The 17735-nt window shown below is 39.2% G+C and carries 18 protein-coding genes, 2 tRNA genes and 1 pseudogene; 5 read left to right on the forward strand and 16 right to left on the reverse strand.

What is annotated here, in order from left to right; translation table 11 throughout:
- Positions 1–93: 93 nt before the first annotated feature.
- Positions 94–169, reverse strand: a tRNA-Val gene (locus HMPREF2750_RS05955).
- 172 nt (positions 170–341) lie between these two features.
- Here HMPREF2750_RS05955 and gltX point away from each other — a divergent pair.
- Both gltX and HMPREF2750_RS05965 read left to right on the forward strand, forming a co-directional pair.
- Positions 342–1784, forward strand: coding sequence for a glutamate--tRNA ligase (gltX, locus tag HMPREF2750_RS05960; RefSeq protein WP_070583046.1), 1443 nt, complete (start codon positions 342–344; stop codon positions 1782–1784).
- 80 nt (positions 1785–1864) lie between these two features.
- Positions 1865–1940 (forward strand) — tRNA-Ala (locus HMPREF2750_RS05965).
- A 55-nt stretch (positions 1941–1995) separates the two neighbouring features.
- Here the strand turns inward: HMPREF2750_RS05965 and mtgA are convergent.
- The 10 genes and pseudogenes from mtgA to HMPREF2750_RS06015 form a co-directional block, all read right to left on the reverse strand.
- Complete coding sequence (mtgA, locus tag HMPREF2750_RS05970; protein WP_070583047.1) at positions 1996–2742, reverse strand: monofunctional biosynthetic peptidoglycan transglycosylase; 747 nt, start codon at positions 2740–2742, stop codon at positions 1996–1998.
- Entirely contained in the window at positions 2720–3028 is a 309-nt protein-coding gene (gene trpR, locus HMPREF2750_RS05975; protein WP_049374481.1) for a trp operon repressor, read from the reverse strand. Before trpR ends, mtgA begins: the two co-directional genes overlap by 23 nt.
- Before the next feature lie 32 nt (positions 3029–3060).
- Positions 3061–5252 (reverse strand): annotated as a pseudogene (locus HMPREF2750_RS05980) (transglycosylase SLT domain-containing protein).
- A 66-nt stretch (positions 5253–5318) separates the two neighbouring features.
- A complete protein-coding gene (locus HMPREF2750_RS05985) occupies positions 5319–5615 on the reverse strand; it encodes a YciI family protein (protein ID WP_070583048.1) in 297 nt (98 codons plus the stop codon).
- An 11-nt stretch (positions 5616–5626) separates the two neighbouring features.
- Positions 5627–6091: an acyl-CoA thioester hydrolase YciA gene (gene yciA / locus HMPREF2750_RS05990; RefSeq protein WP_049372961.1), complete on the reverse strand. Its 465-nt coding sequence runs from the start codon at positions 6089–6091 to the stop codon at positions 5627–5629.
- A complete protein-coding gene (locus HMPREF2750_RS05995; protein WP_049372960.1) occupies positions 6091–6645 on the reverse strand; it encodes a septation protein A in 555 nt (184 codons plus the stop codon). The genes yciA and HMPREF2750_RS05995 overlap by 1 nt, the downstream gene beginning before the upstream one ends.
- A 1-nt stretch (position 6646) precedes the next feature.
- On the reverse strand, positions 6647–7402 hold the full coding sequence (locus HMPREF2750_RS06000; RefSeq protein ID WP_049372959.1) for a hypothetical protein: 756 nt from the start codon (positions 7400–7402) through the stop codon (positions 6647–6649).
- 111 nt (positions 7403–7513) lie between these two features.
- Positions 7514–8152, reverse strand: a complete 639-nt coding sequence (gene purN, locus HMPREF2750_RS06005) for a phosphoribosylglycinamide formyltransferase (protein WP_070583049.1) — start codon at positions 8150–8152, stop codon at positions 7514–7516.
- Between the two features lie 68 nt (positions 8153–8220).
- The gene (gene purM / locus HMPREF2750_RS06010) at positions 8221–9258 is read right to left on the reverse strand and encodes a phosphoribosylformylglycinamidine cyclo-ligase (protein ID WP_049372957.1); all 1038 of its coding nucleotides are present in this window, start codon (positions 9256–9258) and stop codon (positions 8221–8223) included.
- Between the two features lie 153 nt (positions 9259–9411).
- Complete coding sequence (locus HMPREF2750_RS06015) at positions 9412–9699, reverse strand: YfcZ/YiiS family protein (protein WP_005697117.1); 288 nt, start codon at positions 9697–9699, stop codon at positions 9412–9414.
- Positions 9700–9906: 207 nt separating this feature from the next.
- Between HMPREF2750_RS06015 and HMPREF2750_RS06020 the strand changes: the two genes are divergently transcribed.
- The 3 genes from HMPREF2750_RS06020 (at position 9907) to mutH (ending at position 12574) form a co-directional block, all read left to right on the forward strand.
- Positions 9907–11277, forward strand: coding sequence for an outer membrane protein transport protein (locus HMPREF2750_RS06020; protein ID WP_070583050.1), 1371 nt, complete (start codon positions 9907–9909; stop codon positions 11275–11277).
- Positions 11278–11366: 89 nt separating this feature from the next.
- Entirely contained in the window at positions 11367–11906 is a 540-nt protein-coding gene (locus tag HMPREF2750_RS06025) for a methylated-DNA--[protein]-cysteine S-methyltransferase (RefSeq protein ID WP_070583051.1), read from the forward strand.
- Entirely contained in the window at positions 11903–12574 is a 672-nt protein-coding gene (gene mutH, locus HMPREF2750_RS06030) for a DNA mismatch repair endonuclease MutH (protein ID WP_070583052.1), read from the forward strand. The genes HMPREF2750_RS06025 and mutH overlap by 4 nt, the downstream gene beginning before the upstream one ends.
- A 15-nt stretch (positions 12575–12589) precedes the next feature.
- Here mutH and tilS read toward each other — a convergent pair whose 3' ends face one another.
- The 5 genes from tilS to znuC form a co-directional block, all read right to left on the reverse strand.
- Positions 12590–13882: a tRNA lysidine(34) synthetase TilS gene (tilS, locus tag HMPREF2750_RS06035; protein WP_070583053.1), complete on the reverse strand. Its 1293-nt coding sequence runs from the start codon at positions 13880–13882 to the stop codon at positions 12590–12592.
- Positions 13882–14748, reverse strand: coding sequence for a pyridoxal kinase (gene pdxY / locus HMPREF2750_RS06040; RefSeq protein WP_070583054.1), 867 nt, complete (start codon positions 14746–14748; stop codon positions 13882–13884). The genes tilS and pdxY overlap by 1 nt, the downstream gene beginning before the upstream one ends.
- Positions 14749–14864: 116 nt before the next feature.
- Positions 14865–15812 (reverse strand): acetyl-CoA carboxylase carboxyl transferase subunit alpha, encoded by a 948-nt coding sequence (gene accA / locus HMPREF2750_RS06045; RefSeq protein WP_049369151.1) that lies wholly within the window; start codon positions 15810–15812, stop codon positions 14865–14867.
- An 87-nt stretch (positions 15813–15899) separates the two neighbouring features.
- On the reverse strand, positions 15900–16685 hold the full coding sequence (gene znuB, locus HMPREF2750_RS06050; RefSeq protein ID WP_070583055.1) for a zinc ABC transporter permease subunit ZnuB: 786 nt from the start codon (positions 16683–16685) through the stop codon (positions 15900–15902).
- Between the two features lie 9 nt (positions 16686–16694).
- Positions 16695–17489: a zinc ABC transporter ATP-binding protein ZnuC gene (gene znuC / locus HMPREF2750_RS06055; RefSeq protein ID WP_070583056.1), complete on the reverse strand. Its 795-nt coding sequence runs from the start codon at positions 17487–17489 to the stop codon at positions 16695–16697.
- Between the last annotated feature and the right edge of the window lie 246 nt (positions 17490–17735).

A 17735-nucleotide genomic window follows, 5' to 3' on the forward strand; every position in this document is an offset into this window, starting at 1 on the left:
AAGGGAGGTGCTCTCCCAACTGAGCTAATCGCCCACATAAGAAAAGCGTTTAAATAATGGGAAAGTTTGAGCGGAAAGAACACTTTAGAAAAGTGGTGGGCGATACCGGTCTCGAACCAGTGACCCCCTCCTTGTAAGGGAGGTGCTCTCCCAACTGAGCTAATCGCCCTTAATGTTGTGGATTGGCATTATAAGTATAATGAGATTTCAGTCAATATATTTTTATGAAAAAGCGTCTAGTTGTTGCAAAAATAGGCATAAAATCAGATTTTTTATTTAGAAGTCACGCAAGTCGTAGTAAAATAAAGTTAATTTTTGTAAATGAATAGGTTATTAAGAAAATGAAAATTGTTCCTCCTTTTGAATTAGATCCGAATGTCAAAGTACGTACGCGTTTTGCCCCAAGCCCGACAGGTTATTTGCACGTAGGCGGCGCACGTACAGCCCTTTATTCTTGGTTATTTGCAAAACATAACAACGGTGAATTTGTATTACGTATTGAAGATACCGATTTAGAGCGTTCTACACCGGAAGCAACAGCAGCAATCATTGAAGGGATGGAGTGGTTAAACCTTGCTTGGGAGCATGGTCCTTATTATCAGACCAAACGCTTTGATCGTTACAATCAAGTGATTGATGAAATGATTGAGCAGGGCTTGGCTTATCGTTGCTATTGCTCTAAAGAGCGCTTAGAAGAATTACGCCATACACAAGAGCAAAACAAAGAAAAACCACGTTATGACCGTCATTGTTTATATGATCACAATCATGCAGCTGATGAGCCACACGTAGTACGTTTTAAAAATCCAACAGAAGGTTCAGTCGTGTTTGATGATGCGGTGCGTGGTCGCATTGAAATCAGCAACAGCGAATTAGATGATTTAATTATTCGTCGTACAGACGGTTCTCCGACCTATAACTTCTGTGTGGTGGTAGATGACTGGGATATGGGTATTACTCACGTTGTGCGTGGTGAAGACCACATTAACAACACTCCACGTCAAATTAATATCTTAAAAGCGTTAGGCGCACCAATTCCTGTATATGCGCACGTTTCCATGATTAATGGTGATGATGGTCAAAAACTCTCAAAACGTCATGGTGCGGTAAGTGTGATGCAATATCGTGATGACGGTTATTTACCAGAAGCATTAATCAACTATCTTGTTCGTTTAGGTTGGGGCCATGGTGACCAAGAGATCTTTACACGTGAAGAAATGATTAAATTCTTCGAATTAGATCATGTGAGTAAATCAGCGAGTGCATTTAACACGGAAAAATTATTGTGGTTAAATCACCATTACATTCGTGAGTTACCACCTGAATATGTGGCCAAACACCTTGCATGGCACTATAAAGATCAAGGTATTGATACATCAAATGGCCCAGCATTAACTGAAATCGTGACGATGCTTGCAGAACGTTGTAAAACCTTAAAAGAAATGGCATCAGCAAGCCGTTATTTCTTCGAAGAGTTTGAAAGTTTTGATGAAGCGGCAGTGAAGAAACACTTTAAAGCAGCAGCGATTGAACCACTTGAAAAAGTAAAAGAAAAATTGACCGCACTTTCTAGCTGGGATTTACATTCTACGCATGAAGCGATTGAACAAACCGCGGCTGAATTAGAAGTGGGTATGGGAAAAGTCGGGATGCCATTACGCGTGGCAGTAACAGGCTCAGGTCAATCACCTTCTATGGATGTGACATTAGTGGGTATCGGTCGTGAACGTGTGTTAGCGCGCATCCAACGTGCCATTGATTTTATTAAATCTCAAAACGCTTAATATTTAGGCTGATAAGCGGGATTTGATTATTTCAATATTGACAGTTTATCAGCCGAAATTTATCATAGCTTGCGTTATTTGGGGATATAGCTCAGTTGGGAGAGCGCTTGAATGGCATTCAAGAGGTCGTCGGTTCGATCCCGATTATCTCCACCAAATTTAAAACCTTGAAACTTAAAGTGAGTTTCAAGGTTTTTTCTTTATAACGAATCTACATTTCTTTTAGATAATTCAAGCCTAATCCATTCATTTGTCGCATAATCCAACTTTGTTTTTTACGAACTAACGCACTAGGCTTATTCACTTTATAGATAATAGGATTCGGTAAAACTGCAGCGAGTAATGCCGCTTCTGATTGAGTTAAATTTTTCGCTGATTTTTTGAAGTAATAGCGACTGGCTGCCTCTACACCAAAGATACCATTGCCAAACTCAGCGATGTTTAAATACACTTCTAAAATGCGTTCTTTGGACCAAAAGATTTCCATTAATGCCGTTGTGGGAACTTCTAATCCTTTGCGAAACCAACTTTGTCCATGCCAGAGAACGAGGTTTTTCGCGGTTTGTTGAGAAATCGTTGAAGCACCTCGGGTTCGACGAGATTTTTCATTAAATTTAAAGGCCTTTTGAATCGCCTCAAAATCAAAGCCCCAGTGGTTTGGAAATTTTTGATCTTCAGCGGCAATCACTGCAAGTTGCATATTCGGTGAGATTTCATCAAGGCTCACCCAATCGTATTTGATTGAATAGCTGAAATCCAACTGTAATAAATGCCCGATTTTTTGCTGTACCATATAGGCAGAGAAGGGAACAGGAATAAAGCGGAAGCAAATGAAAAATGCCAGGATTGCGAGAGAAAAACGCCACGCAACCCGTTGCCAATTTTTTTTCCACCAAGATGGGAGAAAAAGAGGTAAAAGTGCGGTCAGAATTCGCTTAGTTTTTTGCAGCTTGCTCATCGAGTTGGCTTTTCACCCAGTTTATAAAATCCGGATCCATTGTTTTGAGCATATTAGAACCACGCGTAATGGTTGCCGCACTGGTATTAAGATTTTGTTGAATCTCTCGTTGTGAGAGATTTTTATCCAATAACTGCGCCACGATTTGTAAACGTAAACCTACTGCATCGCGCTCATCTGGCGTGAGCAGAAGCGTTAATAAATCTTGTGCTTTCCCTTGTTCAAACGCGGTTTGCAAGGTCGCGAGGAAAGCATTCCATTGTTCTAAATTGCGACTAATATACATATCAACAATCCTATACTATTAAACTAGTGCGACTAGTATAGCCGATCGTATTCCTCTTTGCTAAAGGTTTGTAATTTTTCTTTGTCTTGTAGGTGTTGATAGTAAAAATCGTAAGTTAATACGTTTTGAACATAACCTCGAGTTTCAAAGAATGGAATGGAGGCAATAAATTCATCCATAGCCAATTTGCCATTGGCTCTCGCAAGCCATTTTCGACACGGCTTGCTCCCGCATTATAGGCGGAGGCGATCAAAATGCGGTTATTAGGGTATTTAGCATTTAACTCATTTAAGTGAGCCGTACCGAGTAAAATATTATTAAGCGGTTTGAATAAATCTAACTCTCCATTATAAGGAAGTTGCTGATTTTCTGCCGTTTTTTGCGCGGTACTTGGTAATAGCTGCATTAATCCTCGCGCATTTGCGGAAGATTGTGCCATTGGATTCCAAGCACTTTCTTGGCGAGCAATTGCCATCGCAAAAGTTTTGGTTACACGATTATCCACAATCGCTTGAGGTTCCGTTGCGCTGAGATTCACATTACTGAGGGCAATATCAAAATATTGACTGTAAGCATTTGGTAGACGTAATCCGATATAATCCCATGCTTTCGCAATAATCGACCCATCCACGCCTAATTCAAACCAATTTTGTTCATTCGCATATTGGCTTAACGCAAGTTGTTTCTCTTGCGGTAATTTTTCTAATAGAGAACGCCAACGTTGTTTGGCTGCACCTAATCGATCTAATTGACGCAGTTCTGCTATCTCAGCTAATTCAGCTGAATACTTCTCTTGGATATTGGACTCTTGAGGAATTTTAGGCATATCCAGTTTGTAGGAATGTCCTAATTTGACCGCAGCCAACATTGGGTAAAAACCACGTTCTTTCGCTAAAGCTTCTAATCGTTGTTTCGCATCTTTATCGGATGCTTGAGCAGCTATTTTAGCCATCCAATAACGCCATTCTTGTTTTTGTTTCGTCTCATCGGAAAGGGCATTTAACCAGACAAGCAAATCCGTTTGTTGCCAAATAGCCGTACGTAAACGACGTTCAATGAGGTTATCGGCATTCAGTTTTAGGATTTCTTGATCGCGCCATTGCACAAAGTTAGGGTTTTCATTATCAAAGAAACGGCTAATAAAGGCGATTTTCCAATCACGTAATTCCGTTTCATTTAATTGCCAATTCTTCGCCCATTGCTCGTAAGGGGTGAAAGTTGGCTCATTCATATTTTCCGGAATCGTCCGCAAATAACGAGAAAAACCTAGCACTACGGCAAATTTATTGGTGATTTTATTCGTATTACCATCAATTAATGGCAGTCTCTCCGCGAGTATTTTCAAATTTGCTGGATTTTTTAAGAGATCCTGATAGAGCGCTAAATGAGCGGCTACTTGTTCGTCTTCTTTAGCATTCTCAATTTTTTCTAACTCTTTAGCGAGTATTTCGAGGCCTTTCGCATCATTTTTACCAAAGAGCATCTCCGCTTTTTGATAGATCTTCTCTTCAGTCCGTCCACCTTGTGAATACCAAGCAGCCCACAGCTGAGCATCATTAGGAAGTTCAGCATTATTGAGCCAAAGTTGTTCATATTCAGACAAAATAGCCGATTTATTCTTGTCATTTGATTGGTTTTCTGCCGTTTGACTAGTATTGGATGCTTCTATTTGATATTTAGCCGTAAGTACGGCAATTTGTCTTTCCAAATTATTTGGCGTGAGTTTGGCAAGCGCTTGAGTATCTTCAGCATTGATTAACAACGTAAAAATACTTTGTTCTAATTTTCCGCGTAGAAAATGAGAGGCATGCTGCTGAAGAAATTGTTCAATGTCTGTTCGTAATGCATTTACTTCTTCACGAGGCGTATCGCGATTAACGCTTTTTACACGTGCATCTAAATAAGCCGCCATAGCATCAGTTTGCAATGGATAACCTTTTAAAGAATCAATAAGCCCAAGAAACAATTTGGCATTATTAAAAACATGATTATTTTTGAACGCACTTTTTAGGAGCGATTCTAATTGCAGAAACGTCGCGCGTTGTTCAATCAGCTTTAATTCATGAGCATGCTGTTGTTGTGCCCATTTGGCTTGTTCTTCAGCAAGGTTAATTTGTGGTGGAGTTTCATTTTTGCTTTTATGGGCATGTTGATTTGCCAAAGCTGAACCTGAAAGTGCGGTTAAAATAAATAATGAAATTGTCGTGTGTTTAAGTGCTCGCATAGGAGATTCCATATAAAGAGAAAGACGGATATTTAGATCCGTCTTTGAGTGTAGAGTTCGTTTTATTTAGAAAACTTTTTTGAAAGGCTTCACAATCACATCACCGTAAACACCCGCTTCAACATAAGGATCTTGTGCCGCCCAGTCTTTTGCTGCAGATAGGCTTTCGAATTGAGCAATAACTGTCGAGCCGGTAAAGCCAGCTTCGCCAGGATTTTCATTATCAATGGCGGGGTTGGGACCTGCTGTTAATAAGCGACCTTCTGCTTGTAATTGTTTTAAACGAGCAAGATGTTGCTCACGTACTGAAAGACGTTTTTCTAAAGAGCCAGGAATATCTTGGGCAAAAATCACGTAATACATCATTTATCCTTTTAACAATTTAATTCTTCGATAGAGGCTAATGCTCGCTCTAGTTCAAGATTACCTTCACGTGGAATAGAGCGGGATTTGCCGTCTTTTCCTACGGCGACAAAGGTAAATACGGCATCTGTCACGCAATAACGTTCCCCAATTGGTTCACTTGCAACTTTTTTCACCCATACTTCTACCTTGATTTTAATAGAAGAACGACCCACACTGAGACATTGGCCGTAACAACACACCACGTCACCGACGGCGATAGGCTTAATGAAATTCATACTTTCTACGGCAACGGTGACCACACGACCATGAGCAATTTCTTTTGCTAGAATTGCTCCGCCCATATCCATTTGTGACATAATCCAGCCACCGAAAATATCACCGTTCGCATTGGTGTCTGAAGGCATCGCTAAGGTACGTAATAATAATACGCCTTTAGATTGACGACCGTCTTTATCGATAAGATTTGAAACCATTATTTGTCCCCGTCATTTTTTTGATCATCTTTAGGTAAGTAACGGTAAATATAAGCACCGCTGACAATTGTTGCAACAAAGGTCATACCAAGTAAACCAAAAGATTTGAAATCAACCCAAGCATCTTCAGACATATTTTGGCTGATATAAATATTTACCAGCATACACAGAATGAAAAATCCTGCCCAGCCTACATTTAATTTGTTCCACACATTGTCCGGTAACTGGATTTCTTTGCCTAATAACTTTTTCACTAATGGCGTATTGAATTGGAATTGTGCAACCAATAAAACAATGGCAAATAAGGCATTAATAATCGTGACTTTCCATTGTAGGTATTTGATTTCATTGAAATAAGCAGTAAGCAATCCAAAAAAGACGACAGCAATTGCCATGATTTTTTGTTGTTTCTCAATCACGCCATATTTCAGTTTTAGCACAATCATTTGAACAATGGTTGCAATCACTAATACGATGGCTGCATCACGCACACCAAACATTTTGTAGGTGATGAAAAAGAGAACAAGCGGAATAAATTCAAGAAGTTGTTTCATATTATGCCTTCATAAATAAGCTGTAAAAACGGTAAGTAAATACCAAAATAAACATTTGAAATAATGCAGCCAGGATACCAACAATAGCACTTAAAAATGATGAACCTAAGATTGCACCAATGGTGTTCACTACTAAAGGAAGAAGTAAATAAGTGAGTAAAGCATAAATAATTAATACGCCATTACGCTTAATACCTGCACGCCATACTTGTAAAGCACTTTGCCCGATAGATTGATTGGACGCAATGTAATGCACAGGCGATAAGCATAGGCGAACAAAGAAAAATAAACCAAATACCATTGAAACAAAGGCTAGAGGGGAGAGGGCATTTTTGCTTAAAAATGAGCTCATGACATCAGCAAGGCCAAATAAAAGCGGCAAACTCATAAAAATATCTAAAACGACCACACCTAAAAAACGACGCAATGTCAGCATGAGCCCTTGATTAATCGGATTTTGATTTTGCTGACTAATATGATGAATGGTTGCAATACCGAAGGTCGCAATAAAAGACATCAATAATTGTTGGAATACAAAAGATCCAATCAGTGCAGTTGGCTCTACTTTGCTTAATGCATCAATAATATCCTGTTGTGACGGATTAGGATTATCACCCAAGCTCGGCATTGGGACACTGACTAATGCATTAATTAATTGTGAAACGACAAAAATCCCAACGAAAATCAGCACGGTTTTTCGCTGATTACGCATAAAATTGAGACTATCTTGAAAAATCTGAGTAAAGTTAATTTGCATACTATATCCCACAATAATAAAACCCCGATTATACAGGGTTTATTGTTTTTTTCATAAAATCAGGTTGTTTAATGGTTATTTACGTCACCCTTTTCAAGAGTGCATATCGCTTTACTCATTAGCGTAACCATTCGGTGGTAACGGCTTGCCGTCTAAATAGGCTTGATTTTCAATGAGTATTAATCGATCTTCAATAAACCATTTAATCACTAAAGGATAAATATTATATTCCTGTTCACGTGTACGAAGTTCAATTTCTTCAATTGTATCGCCAGGGAAAATAGGTACTTTAGCTTGTAACACAATGGCACCGCCATCGATCTCTTCATTGACAAAATGCACGGTCGTACCGTGTTCGCTGTCGCCATTCTCAAGTACTCTTTGATAAGTATGTAACCCAGGATATTTGGGTAGAAGGGAAGGGTGAATATTTAAAATTTTCCCAGCAAAACGTTGTGTAAATGGTTTAGTTAAGATTTTCATATAACCGGCTAACACAATGAGATCAACATTGAGATCGTCTAAATAATCACAGATAGCCTTATCCATATCGAGATTGGACGTAAAATCTTGACGTAAAAAAACTCGGCTAGGAATGCCCGCACTTTTAGCGCGTTCTAAACCAAATGAATCGATTTTATTACTGATGACAGTCACGATCTTTCCTGGAATAAACCCAGTTTGACAAGCCTCAATTATCGCTTGAAGATTTGATCCTTGCCCTGAAATCAGGACGGCAATTTTTTTCATATTATTCTACATAAAAGAAGGGCGAACCTTTCATTCTGAAATTTTCGCCCTGAAATGGAAAAGAGAAATTATTTAATAATAACTTGTGGTTCGTTATCTGTCGCATTTTCAATATGACCGATTAACCAGGCATTTTCACCGGATTGTTTTAAAATCGCTAAAGCGGTTTCCACTTGCGATTGTGGTAATGCAATCACCATACCAACGCCACAGTTAAATGTACGGTACATTTCATAGGTTTCAATGTTGCCTTTTTCTTGTAACCATTTGAATACGGGTTGCCATTCCCAACTGCTTTCATCAATAACAGCTTTGGTATTTTTCGGTAATACACGAGGGATATTTTCCCAGAAACCGCCACCCGTTAAGTGTGCGATAGCATGGACTTCCGTTTGTTTGATTAAAGCGAGAACAGATTTTACATAGATTTTTGTCGGTGCAAGCACTTGTTCACTTAATGGATGACCATCTAATTGCTCAGTGGCTGGGTTGACGCCAGCAACATCAATGACTTTACGAATTAAAGAATAACCATTTGAATGCGGGCCACTTGAACCTAGTGCAATTAAAGCATCTCCTACTTTAACTTGGCTACCATCAATGATTTCTGATTTTTCGACGACACCCACACAGAAACCTGCTAGGTCATAATCGCCAGCGTGGTACATACCCGGCATTTCAGCGGTTTCACCACCCACTAATGCACAACCCGATTGTACACAGCCTTCTGCAATGCCTTTTACCACATCAGAGGCAACATCCACATCAAGTTTTCCTGTAGCGTAGTAGTCTAAGAAGAATAATGGCTCTGCACCTTGCACGACTAAATCGTTAACACACATTGCAACCAAATCAATACCGATGGTATCGTGTTTTTTTAAGTCAATGGCTAAACGTAGTTTTGTTCCTACACCGTCTGTACCTGAAACGAGGATCGGTTCTTTATATTTACCCGGAATAGCACATAATGCGCCAAACCCACCTAATCCCCCAATGACTTCAGGACGAGTAGTTCGTTTCACGTGTGGTTTAATACGTTCAACTAATTCATTACCGGCATTAATATCCACGCCTGCATCTTTATAACTTAATGATGGTTTGCTCACAATGTTATCCTATATTTTTAGGTTAAATGATAAAACGGCGTGATTGTATCAGATTAAGCAAACGTTTGCGATAGCGATTTAATTAGGATTTAAGCAAAAAAATAACCGCACTTTATTTTGAATGATAAAGTGCGGTTATTTTTTAATGTGTTTTTAGCGATTCGCTAATTCGAAAATCATCGCTTCAGCTTGGCAACTAAATGTAAAGCGAGCTGTTAAATTTGCGCCATTTTCAGTTTCAGTGATTTCACTTTTAATGTCACAAGGATCGCTTTCTGTTTTGCGAGCTTTTTCAATGAAACGATTAAGTGCCGCTTCAGCTTCAGCTTTATTTGCATAGGTTTGATGAATATCAACAGAGCAATCTGAACCGTCAATAATCGTACCCACATCAACACAACTACAAGTGAGAGATTCTTCTGCTTTGCATGTTACTGTCATAGGATTTCCTTATTTAAAATTAGATTGGTTCTATTCTAGCATTTTTAAAACGCTCTGCCAAAGTAGCCGCATTTTTTTAATTTAAATATCATTTATTTATCACTGGTCGGAACACTTAAAAATTAATCTAAAATAATTTGCACTCCATTTATTGGAGTTTTAGAATCTCGCGGATTTTTTCATTATTATTAATAACAAAGGTTCCAAATGACAAAATTTAATAAAACGCTATTAGCAATGACCACATTGTTAGTAGCAAGCGGTGCAAATGCAGCCGCATTCCAATTAGCAGAAGTTTCTACATCAGGTCTTGGTCGTGCTTATGCGGGTGAAGCAGCAATTGCTGATAATGCTGCAGTAGTTGCCACTAACCCTGCATTAATGAGCTTATTCAAAACTAATCAATTCTCTGTGGGCGGCGTTTATGTGGATTCTAAAATTCACATGAGTGGCCCTGTTACCGTTAATGCACTAGGTCGTACGGTTGCTGTAGGTTCTGCAGCTCATAATAGTGTCGTTCCTGGTTCATTGATTCCGAATATGTATTTTGTGGCACCAATTAATGACAAATTTGCCATTGGTGGTGGTATGAATGTGAATTTTGGATTAAAAAGTGAATATGAATCAGATTACAACGCGGGTGTATTCGGTGGTAAAACTGATTTAAGTGCGATTAACTTAAATTTAAGCGGTTCATATCGTGTTTCTCAAGGTTTAACTGCTGGTGTGGGTTTAAATGCAGTTTATGCAAAAGCAGAAATTGAACGTCGTGCTGGTATTTTAAGTGATGCAGTAAAAAATGTTGCACCATTAGTTCCTGCATTAGTGAGAGCTGGACGAATTTCACCAAACGCAGCCGCTTCTTTAGCAAAATTACAAGGTGTGAATAAAGAAACCGTATTAACCCATTTACAAGATAAAAATGCATGGGGTTTTGGTTGGAATGCAGGTTTAGTTTACGAGTTTAACGAAAATAATCGTGTTGGTTTAGCCTACCACTCAAAAGTCGATATTGACTTTGAAGATGATAATGCTGTGAGTGCAGGTCGTACTATTCGTGGTCAAGGGCCTGCTGCAGGTGGGTTAACATTACACTTACCAGATTATTTAGAATTATCAGGTTTCCACCAAATCACAGATAATTTAGCATTACACTACAGCTACAAATTTACACACTGGAGTCGTTTCAAAGAGTTACACGCGACATTTGATGATGGAGAGTTAGCTTTCCATAAAGATGAAAAATACCGTAGCAATTCTCGTTATGCATTAGGTGCAACCTATAATGTAAATGATAAATTAACGCTTCGTGCCGGTATTGCTTATGATGAAGCTGCTGCAACAACAGAACATGCAAGTGCATCTATTCCAGATACTGATCGTATGTGGTATAGCGTAGGGGCAACTTATAAAGTTACTCCTAATCTTTCTATTGATGCGGGCTTTGCACACTTACGTGGTAAAAAAATTCACTTTACCGAAAGCCAATCAATTGGTGGCTTAGCGACAGTAACAGCGAATTATACGTCTAAAGCAAGTGCTAACCTTTACGGTTTAAACTTAAACTACAGTTTCTAATTTGTAAAAAATTTAGCATAATACGTAGCACACCGAATGCATGTTCGGTGTGCTTTTTTCTTATATCACTCCATAAAAACGAGAGAAAAATGACCGCACTTTTTTATGCTTATATGGACTCACCAATTGGTCGATTATTAATGCTTTCTGATGGTGAAAATCTCACAAATTTAGATTGTGAATTAGAACAAACCACGCCGAATCCAAATTGGATTTTACGAGAAGATTTACCGCTTTTTGAAAAAGTTCGGTGCGCTTTAATGCGTTATTTTAATGGCGAGCCAGAAAGTTTCTCCGATATTCCTTTATCGCCTAAAGGTACCGCATTTCAACAAGCAATTTGGACAGCATTGCGTCAAATTCCTTATGGCAAAACGGCGAGTTATGGTGGATTAGCAGAAAGCATTAATAACCCTAAGGCGGTGCGAGCCGTTGGCGGAGCTGTCGGGAGTAATCCCATTAGTATTATTATTCCATGTCATCGAGTATTAGGGAAAAAATGTGAAATTACCGGCTTTGGTGGTGGATTACCGGCAAAACGCTTCTTATTGAAATTAGAGAATATTCCTTACATCGACAAAGGCGTAGAATACGTTAAACCGAAATTATTGAAGAAATACCACGAATGATCCCACAAACCGAACAAGCCTTATTAGAAAAAGCACAATCTATTGCAGGGTTAACCTTTGGCGAACTTGCAGATGAGTTAAATATTCCCGTTCCACCAGATTTAAAACGCGATAAAGGTTGGGTTGGAATGTTGCTTGAAAGCGCATTGGGGGCGACTGCTGGTAGTAAAGCAGAGCAGGACTTTTCCCATTTAGGTATCGAGTTAAAAACCTTACCCATTAATGCCGAAGGTTTTCCGTTGGAAACCACGTTTGTGAGCCTTGCGCCCTTGGTACAAAACTCAGGAGTAAATTGGGAAAATTCGCACGTTCGTCATAAATTATCGAAAGTCTTGTGGATTCCCATTGAAGGCAGTCGAGATATTCCTTTGCGTGAGCGCCATATTGGTCAGCCTATCTTATGGCAACCTTCGGTTGAACAAGAACATCAATTACGCCAAGATTGGGAAGAGTTGATGGATTATATTGTGCTCGGGAAGTTAGATCAGATTACGGCGCGTATTGGTGAAGTTATGCAACTGCGTCCAAAAGGTGCAAACAGTAAAGCCATTACGAAAGGCATTGGTAAAAATGGGGAAGTGATTGATACCTTGCCGCTGGGGTTTTATTTACGGAAAGAATTTACAGCAGGCATTTTAAACGCTTTTCTTAATCATAAAAATGGGTGAATCATCACCCATTTTTTATTTCTCTAAGTTATGAAAAACACGGAAAAAAACCACCGCACTTTGTAAAGTCTCACCATAAAAAATGAGTGGAATACGATTTCGTTGCCAAGGCGGAACGCCGAGCTCTTGCCAAATTTTTTTCATGGTTTCGGCAGGGCGATTATGCTGTCGTTTTACTTTGCCAGTATAAGCAAATCGTATTTGAATCGATTCTTGTGTATCGGCAAGTTGAACTTGTTTGTCATTCCAATGCACTAAAATGCCTGTCGCATTGCGGACAGCATAAATTGTTCCAAGATTATCAGGCAAGGTAATTTGTTGATTTAACGGCATATCAAGACAAGTTTGCGACAAATCAGCGAATTTTCCCGTTAAATAGAGACATTGTTGATAACGGCGAATAATATGCTCCCCAAGTTGAAATTGTGGGGATGCATCCTCTTTTGCCTGAATAACATCATCAATAATATGCATTAATTGAACCTGCGTAGGCATGGCAATCTGATTTTTAGCCAACCACATTCGTAAAAGTGCGGTTTGTTTTTGTAATGAATAGTCTAGAAAATTTACGAGTGAAAACTGTTTTTGATCCTCAAGAAGATGCAGCTCAAAACAACCTTGTAATAATTCATTAATCAGTTGCTGTTGCTCAAAACAATGTTGTGCGGCACGCTGAACTGCATGATCAAAATATCCCCAGCGTTGGCGTATTTCAGGCAAAATTTGGTTACGTAAGAAATTGCGATCGTAATGATTATCTTGATTGCTTTCGTCTTCGACCCAAGACAGATTTTCTTGCTGAACGTAATCTTTTAATTCATTACGGCTAAAAGAAAGGAGTGGGCGTAGAATAGGCATCCCAAATAATTGGCTTTCTTTTTGCATGGCACCTAAACCTTGCAATCCTGCTCCGCGTTTTAGCGCCAGAAAAAAGGTCTCAGTTTGATCATTTAAATGATGTGCAGTGACAAGATATTCATCTGGCTGAATATGTGTTGAAATGGCTTGATAACGGGCTTCTCTTGCGCCCGCTTCAATGCCATTGTGCATTTCCACTTTGACTTTTTCAATAATAAGTGGAATGGCAAATTGCTCACAGAGTTGTTGGCAATGAGTCGTCCAAGTATCCGCATTCGGGCTTAATCCGTGATGGATATGAATAGCTCTCAGGCTTAAGTGCGGTCGTTTTTCGCTGAGTTTTTTAACTAAAGAAAGCAGTGCAGTTGAATCCAAACCACCGCTAAAAGCAATGAGAAGCTTATTGGCGGTGGTTGGGATTTGTGCTTGGAATAATGAAAAAAGATCCATTAGGCAACTTTAACAGCTTTGTAGTTTGTGCTTGGATTTAAGATCTCAAAACGCGCAGTAATAGGTTGGAGTTCGTAAGATTTCAAATCAAAGGTAGTTTTCATTACGCCTGCAACAGCATTATTCATTTTTTCAAAAGCTTCAACATCGTTGCCACAGTTTAAGTAATGCGCCAAGAAAGTACCTGCAATTAAATCACCCACACCAACTGGTTCAAAGTTAAATTTATAAAGGGGACGACTTAAATGCCATACACCTTCAGGTGTCGCCATAATAATTTCAAAGGTATCAGGATCATTTAATTTACCAGCTTTACCTAAGTGTTTAACCAACACTTTTTTCACACCTTTAGCCACTAATGCATTGGCGGCTTTGAGTACCTCGTCAAAGGTGTTGATCGGGAAGTCTGAAAGCGTACGAAGTTCGGAAAGATTTGGGGTCATGATGTCCGCACGTGGAATCGCTTTTTCAATTAAGCGTTCACGTACACCATCCGCCACGACACAGACTTTTTCGGCATTTGGCATCACTGGATCGCACAAGTAAAGTGCATTTGGATTACGAGCTTTAATTTTCTCTAAAGCATAGATAATTTGGTCAACTTGTTCAGCTGAACCTAAATAGCCAGAAAGTAACGCATCGCATTCTTGAAGTTTTCCGATGGCATCTAAACCGTTGGCAATTTCACCAATTTGCTCTTGTGGAATCACCATGCCAGTCCATTTACCATATTGAGTATGGTTAGAGAATTGTACGGTATTGAGTGCCCACACATCTACGCCTAATAGCTGCATTGGAAAGGTGGCAGATTTATTACCGGCAAATCCATAAACCACGTGAGATTGAATTGCTAATACATTTTTCATTTTGAACTCCTTTTACATTATTTTTATTTTAGCATTGATGCTTTTTCTTACATCCATGCATTATTTCTCAAAACACAAAAAAGAGCGGTTAAATTAACCGCTCTTTTCATTCATTATTAACAATAACCGTAAGACATTAAACGTTCATAACGTCTTTCTAATAAGCCATCTTTGTCGAAGGTATCTAATTCGTTTAATTCTTCAACAAGGCATTGTTTTAAATTACGTGCCATTTCATGATAATTACGATGTGCACCACCTAATGGCTCTGGAACGATATTATCAATTAAACCTAGCTCTTTTAAACGAGTGGCTGTTAAGCCCATCACTTCTGCTGCGGTAGAGGCTTTTTCTGCGCTCTTCCATAAGATAGACGCACAGCCTTCTGGTGAAATAACGGAATAAGTTGAATATTGCAACATATTCACTTTGTCGCCGACACCAATGGCTAATGCACCACCAGAACCGCCTTCACCGATTACCGTACAGATAACAGGCACTTTTAAAGTAGACATTTCACGTAAGTTGCGAGCAATGGCTTCAGATTGACCACGTTCTTCCGCACCGATGCCCGGGTAAGCCCCTGGTGTATCGATAAAGGTAATGATAGGTAAGTTGAAACGCTCAGCCATTTGCATTAAACGTAGCGCTTTACGATAACCTTCAGGTGCTGGCATACCAAAGTTACGTGTTACTTTATCTTTTACTGTACGACCTTTTTGGTGACCGATAATCATTACCGCGCGACCATCTAAACGAGCAAGACCACCTACGATTGCTTTATCATCTGCAAAGGCACGATCGCCTGCAAGTTCTTGGAAATCAGTAAAAATATGTTCGATATAATCAAGCGTATATGGACGATTTGGGTGACGTGCCATACGAGAAACCTGCCATGCATCAAGATTTGCAAAGGTTTTTTTGGTTAATTCATCGCTTTTCTTTTGTAAGCGTTTAATTTCATCGTGTAAATCAATTTTGTCATCAGATGCTGAACGTAACGCTTCAATTTTGGCTTCAAGTTCAGCAATAGGTAATTCAAAATCTAAATATTCTTGGCTCATTTCTTATCCTAAAATATCGTCAAAAGTTGCCCGCACTTTATCAAGATTTAAGGTACGGTGCAAATGGTTTTCACTGGTTGGAGCGGATTATAAATATTCCTTTTTTAGTAATGATAACAAAAACAAAAATGCGGAACAAATCACGACAGAAGGCCCCGCCGCTGTATCATAAAAGGCGGAAAGGAATAACCCGCCAACGATGGAAAGCATACTGATTAAAATCGCAATAAACACCATTTGTTCAGGTGTTTTTGCAAAACGTCTTGCTGTTGCGGCGGGAATAATTAATAGCGATGTAATAATCAGGGCCCCAACAAACTTCATACTTAAGGCAATCGTAAGTGCGGTCAAAATCATTAAAATAAATCGCATTTTTTTAATGTTAATGCCCTCCACCTGGGCTAATTCAGGCGAAACTGTGGTGGAGAGTAAGGCTTGCCAGAAGTAAAGCAGTGTGCCTAATACAATGACGACACCCACGCCAATGTAAGGTAAATCGTTAAAATTAATGGCGAGCAAATCCCCAAAAAGATAACTCATTAAATCGACTCGGACATTTTTAAGTAAGCCAACCGTGACTACACCAAGAGAAAGACAACTGTGTGCGATAATCCCTAAAAGGGTATCCACTGAAAATTGCGTGTTACTTTCGAGCCAAACCATTAATACAGCGAGAATAATCGTCAAAATTACAATGGCAACATAAGGGTTAATTTGTAAGAAAATCCCTAACGCCACACCAAGCAAGGCTGAGTGGGAAAGGGTATCACCAAAATAAGCCATTTTACGCCACACTACAAAGGCACCCAGTGGTGCGGTAATTAAGGAAAGCAGTAAGCCCGTAAGCAAGGCGGGAAATAAAATCTCAAACATGATTTTTCCTTATTGTTGGCATTCAGATGGATTGGCACTGCAACTACAAACATCACCGTGCATATTATGGTGGTGATTATGATGGTGCGTATAAAAGCCCACATTTTGTGAGATTTGATTGCCCCAAAGACGCATAAATGTGGGATCATTCGATAGGCTTTCTGGTGTGCCGGCACAGCAAATGTGTTGATTCATGCACAACACTTCTTTACTGTCCGCCATCACGATATGTAAATCATGGGAAACCATTAATACTGCGCAATTTAAGGCTTGTTGAGTACGGTGAATCAGCTGATAAAGTTCAGCTTGACCATTAATATCCACCCCTTGAGTTGGTTCATCTAACACCAGTAAATTGGGTTTGTTTAAAATCGCACGAGCTAATAACACGCGTTGCATTTCCCCACCTGAGAGTTTTTGCATATTATTTTTTCTCAAATGAGTGATAGAGAGTTGCTCAAGTGCGGTTGATATTTCTTGCGTTTTAACACCTTTTTTGAGCGCCAGAAAACGCTCAACCGTTATTGGTAAGCTGTGATCGAGGTGAATTTTTTGTGGGACATAGCCAATTCTGACATTCGCACTATAAATCACTTCACCGGATGTTGGCGTTTGTAATTTTAATAAGGTTTTTAAAAGGGTCGATTTTCCCCCACCATTTGGGCCTACAATGGTGATAATTGAATTAGGATAAATGCTGAAGTTAATATCCCGTAATGCTGTCTTTTGTTCAAAGACCACATTGATATTTTTCAGCGTAATTAATGGTGTTGGTTGGGCTGGTTGAATGGCGTGAATCTGCATAATCCCCCCTTTTAAAATGGGTCACTAAAATAGCTCATTTCCTTGTTTTTCTCAAGAAATTCTGACTATGCCTAATATTTAGGCATAAGATTTGACATTTTTAGGGTAAAATGAATTTTTTTTAGAGTTTGTAGTCTGAAGAGCGAAAAGCTTTTTATTCATTTTAAAGGTATCTATTTTGCAACACGTTAAATTAGCTAGAGATCGACGGAAACGAAAATCCCGTATAAAAGCGGCGATTTTTTT

It is taken from the genome of Haemophilus sp. HMSC066D02, from assembly GCF_001810545.1.
In the GTDB taxonomy this organism is placed as follows: Bacteria; Pseudomonadota; Gammaproteobacteria; order Enterobacterales; family Pasteurellaceae; genus Haemophilus_D.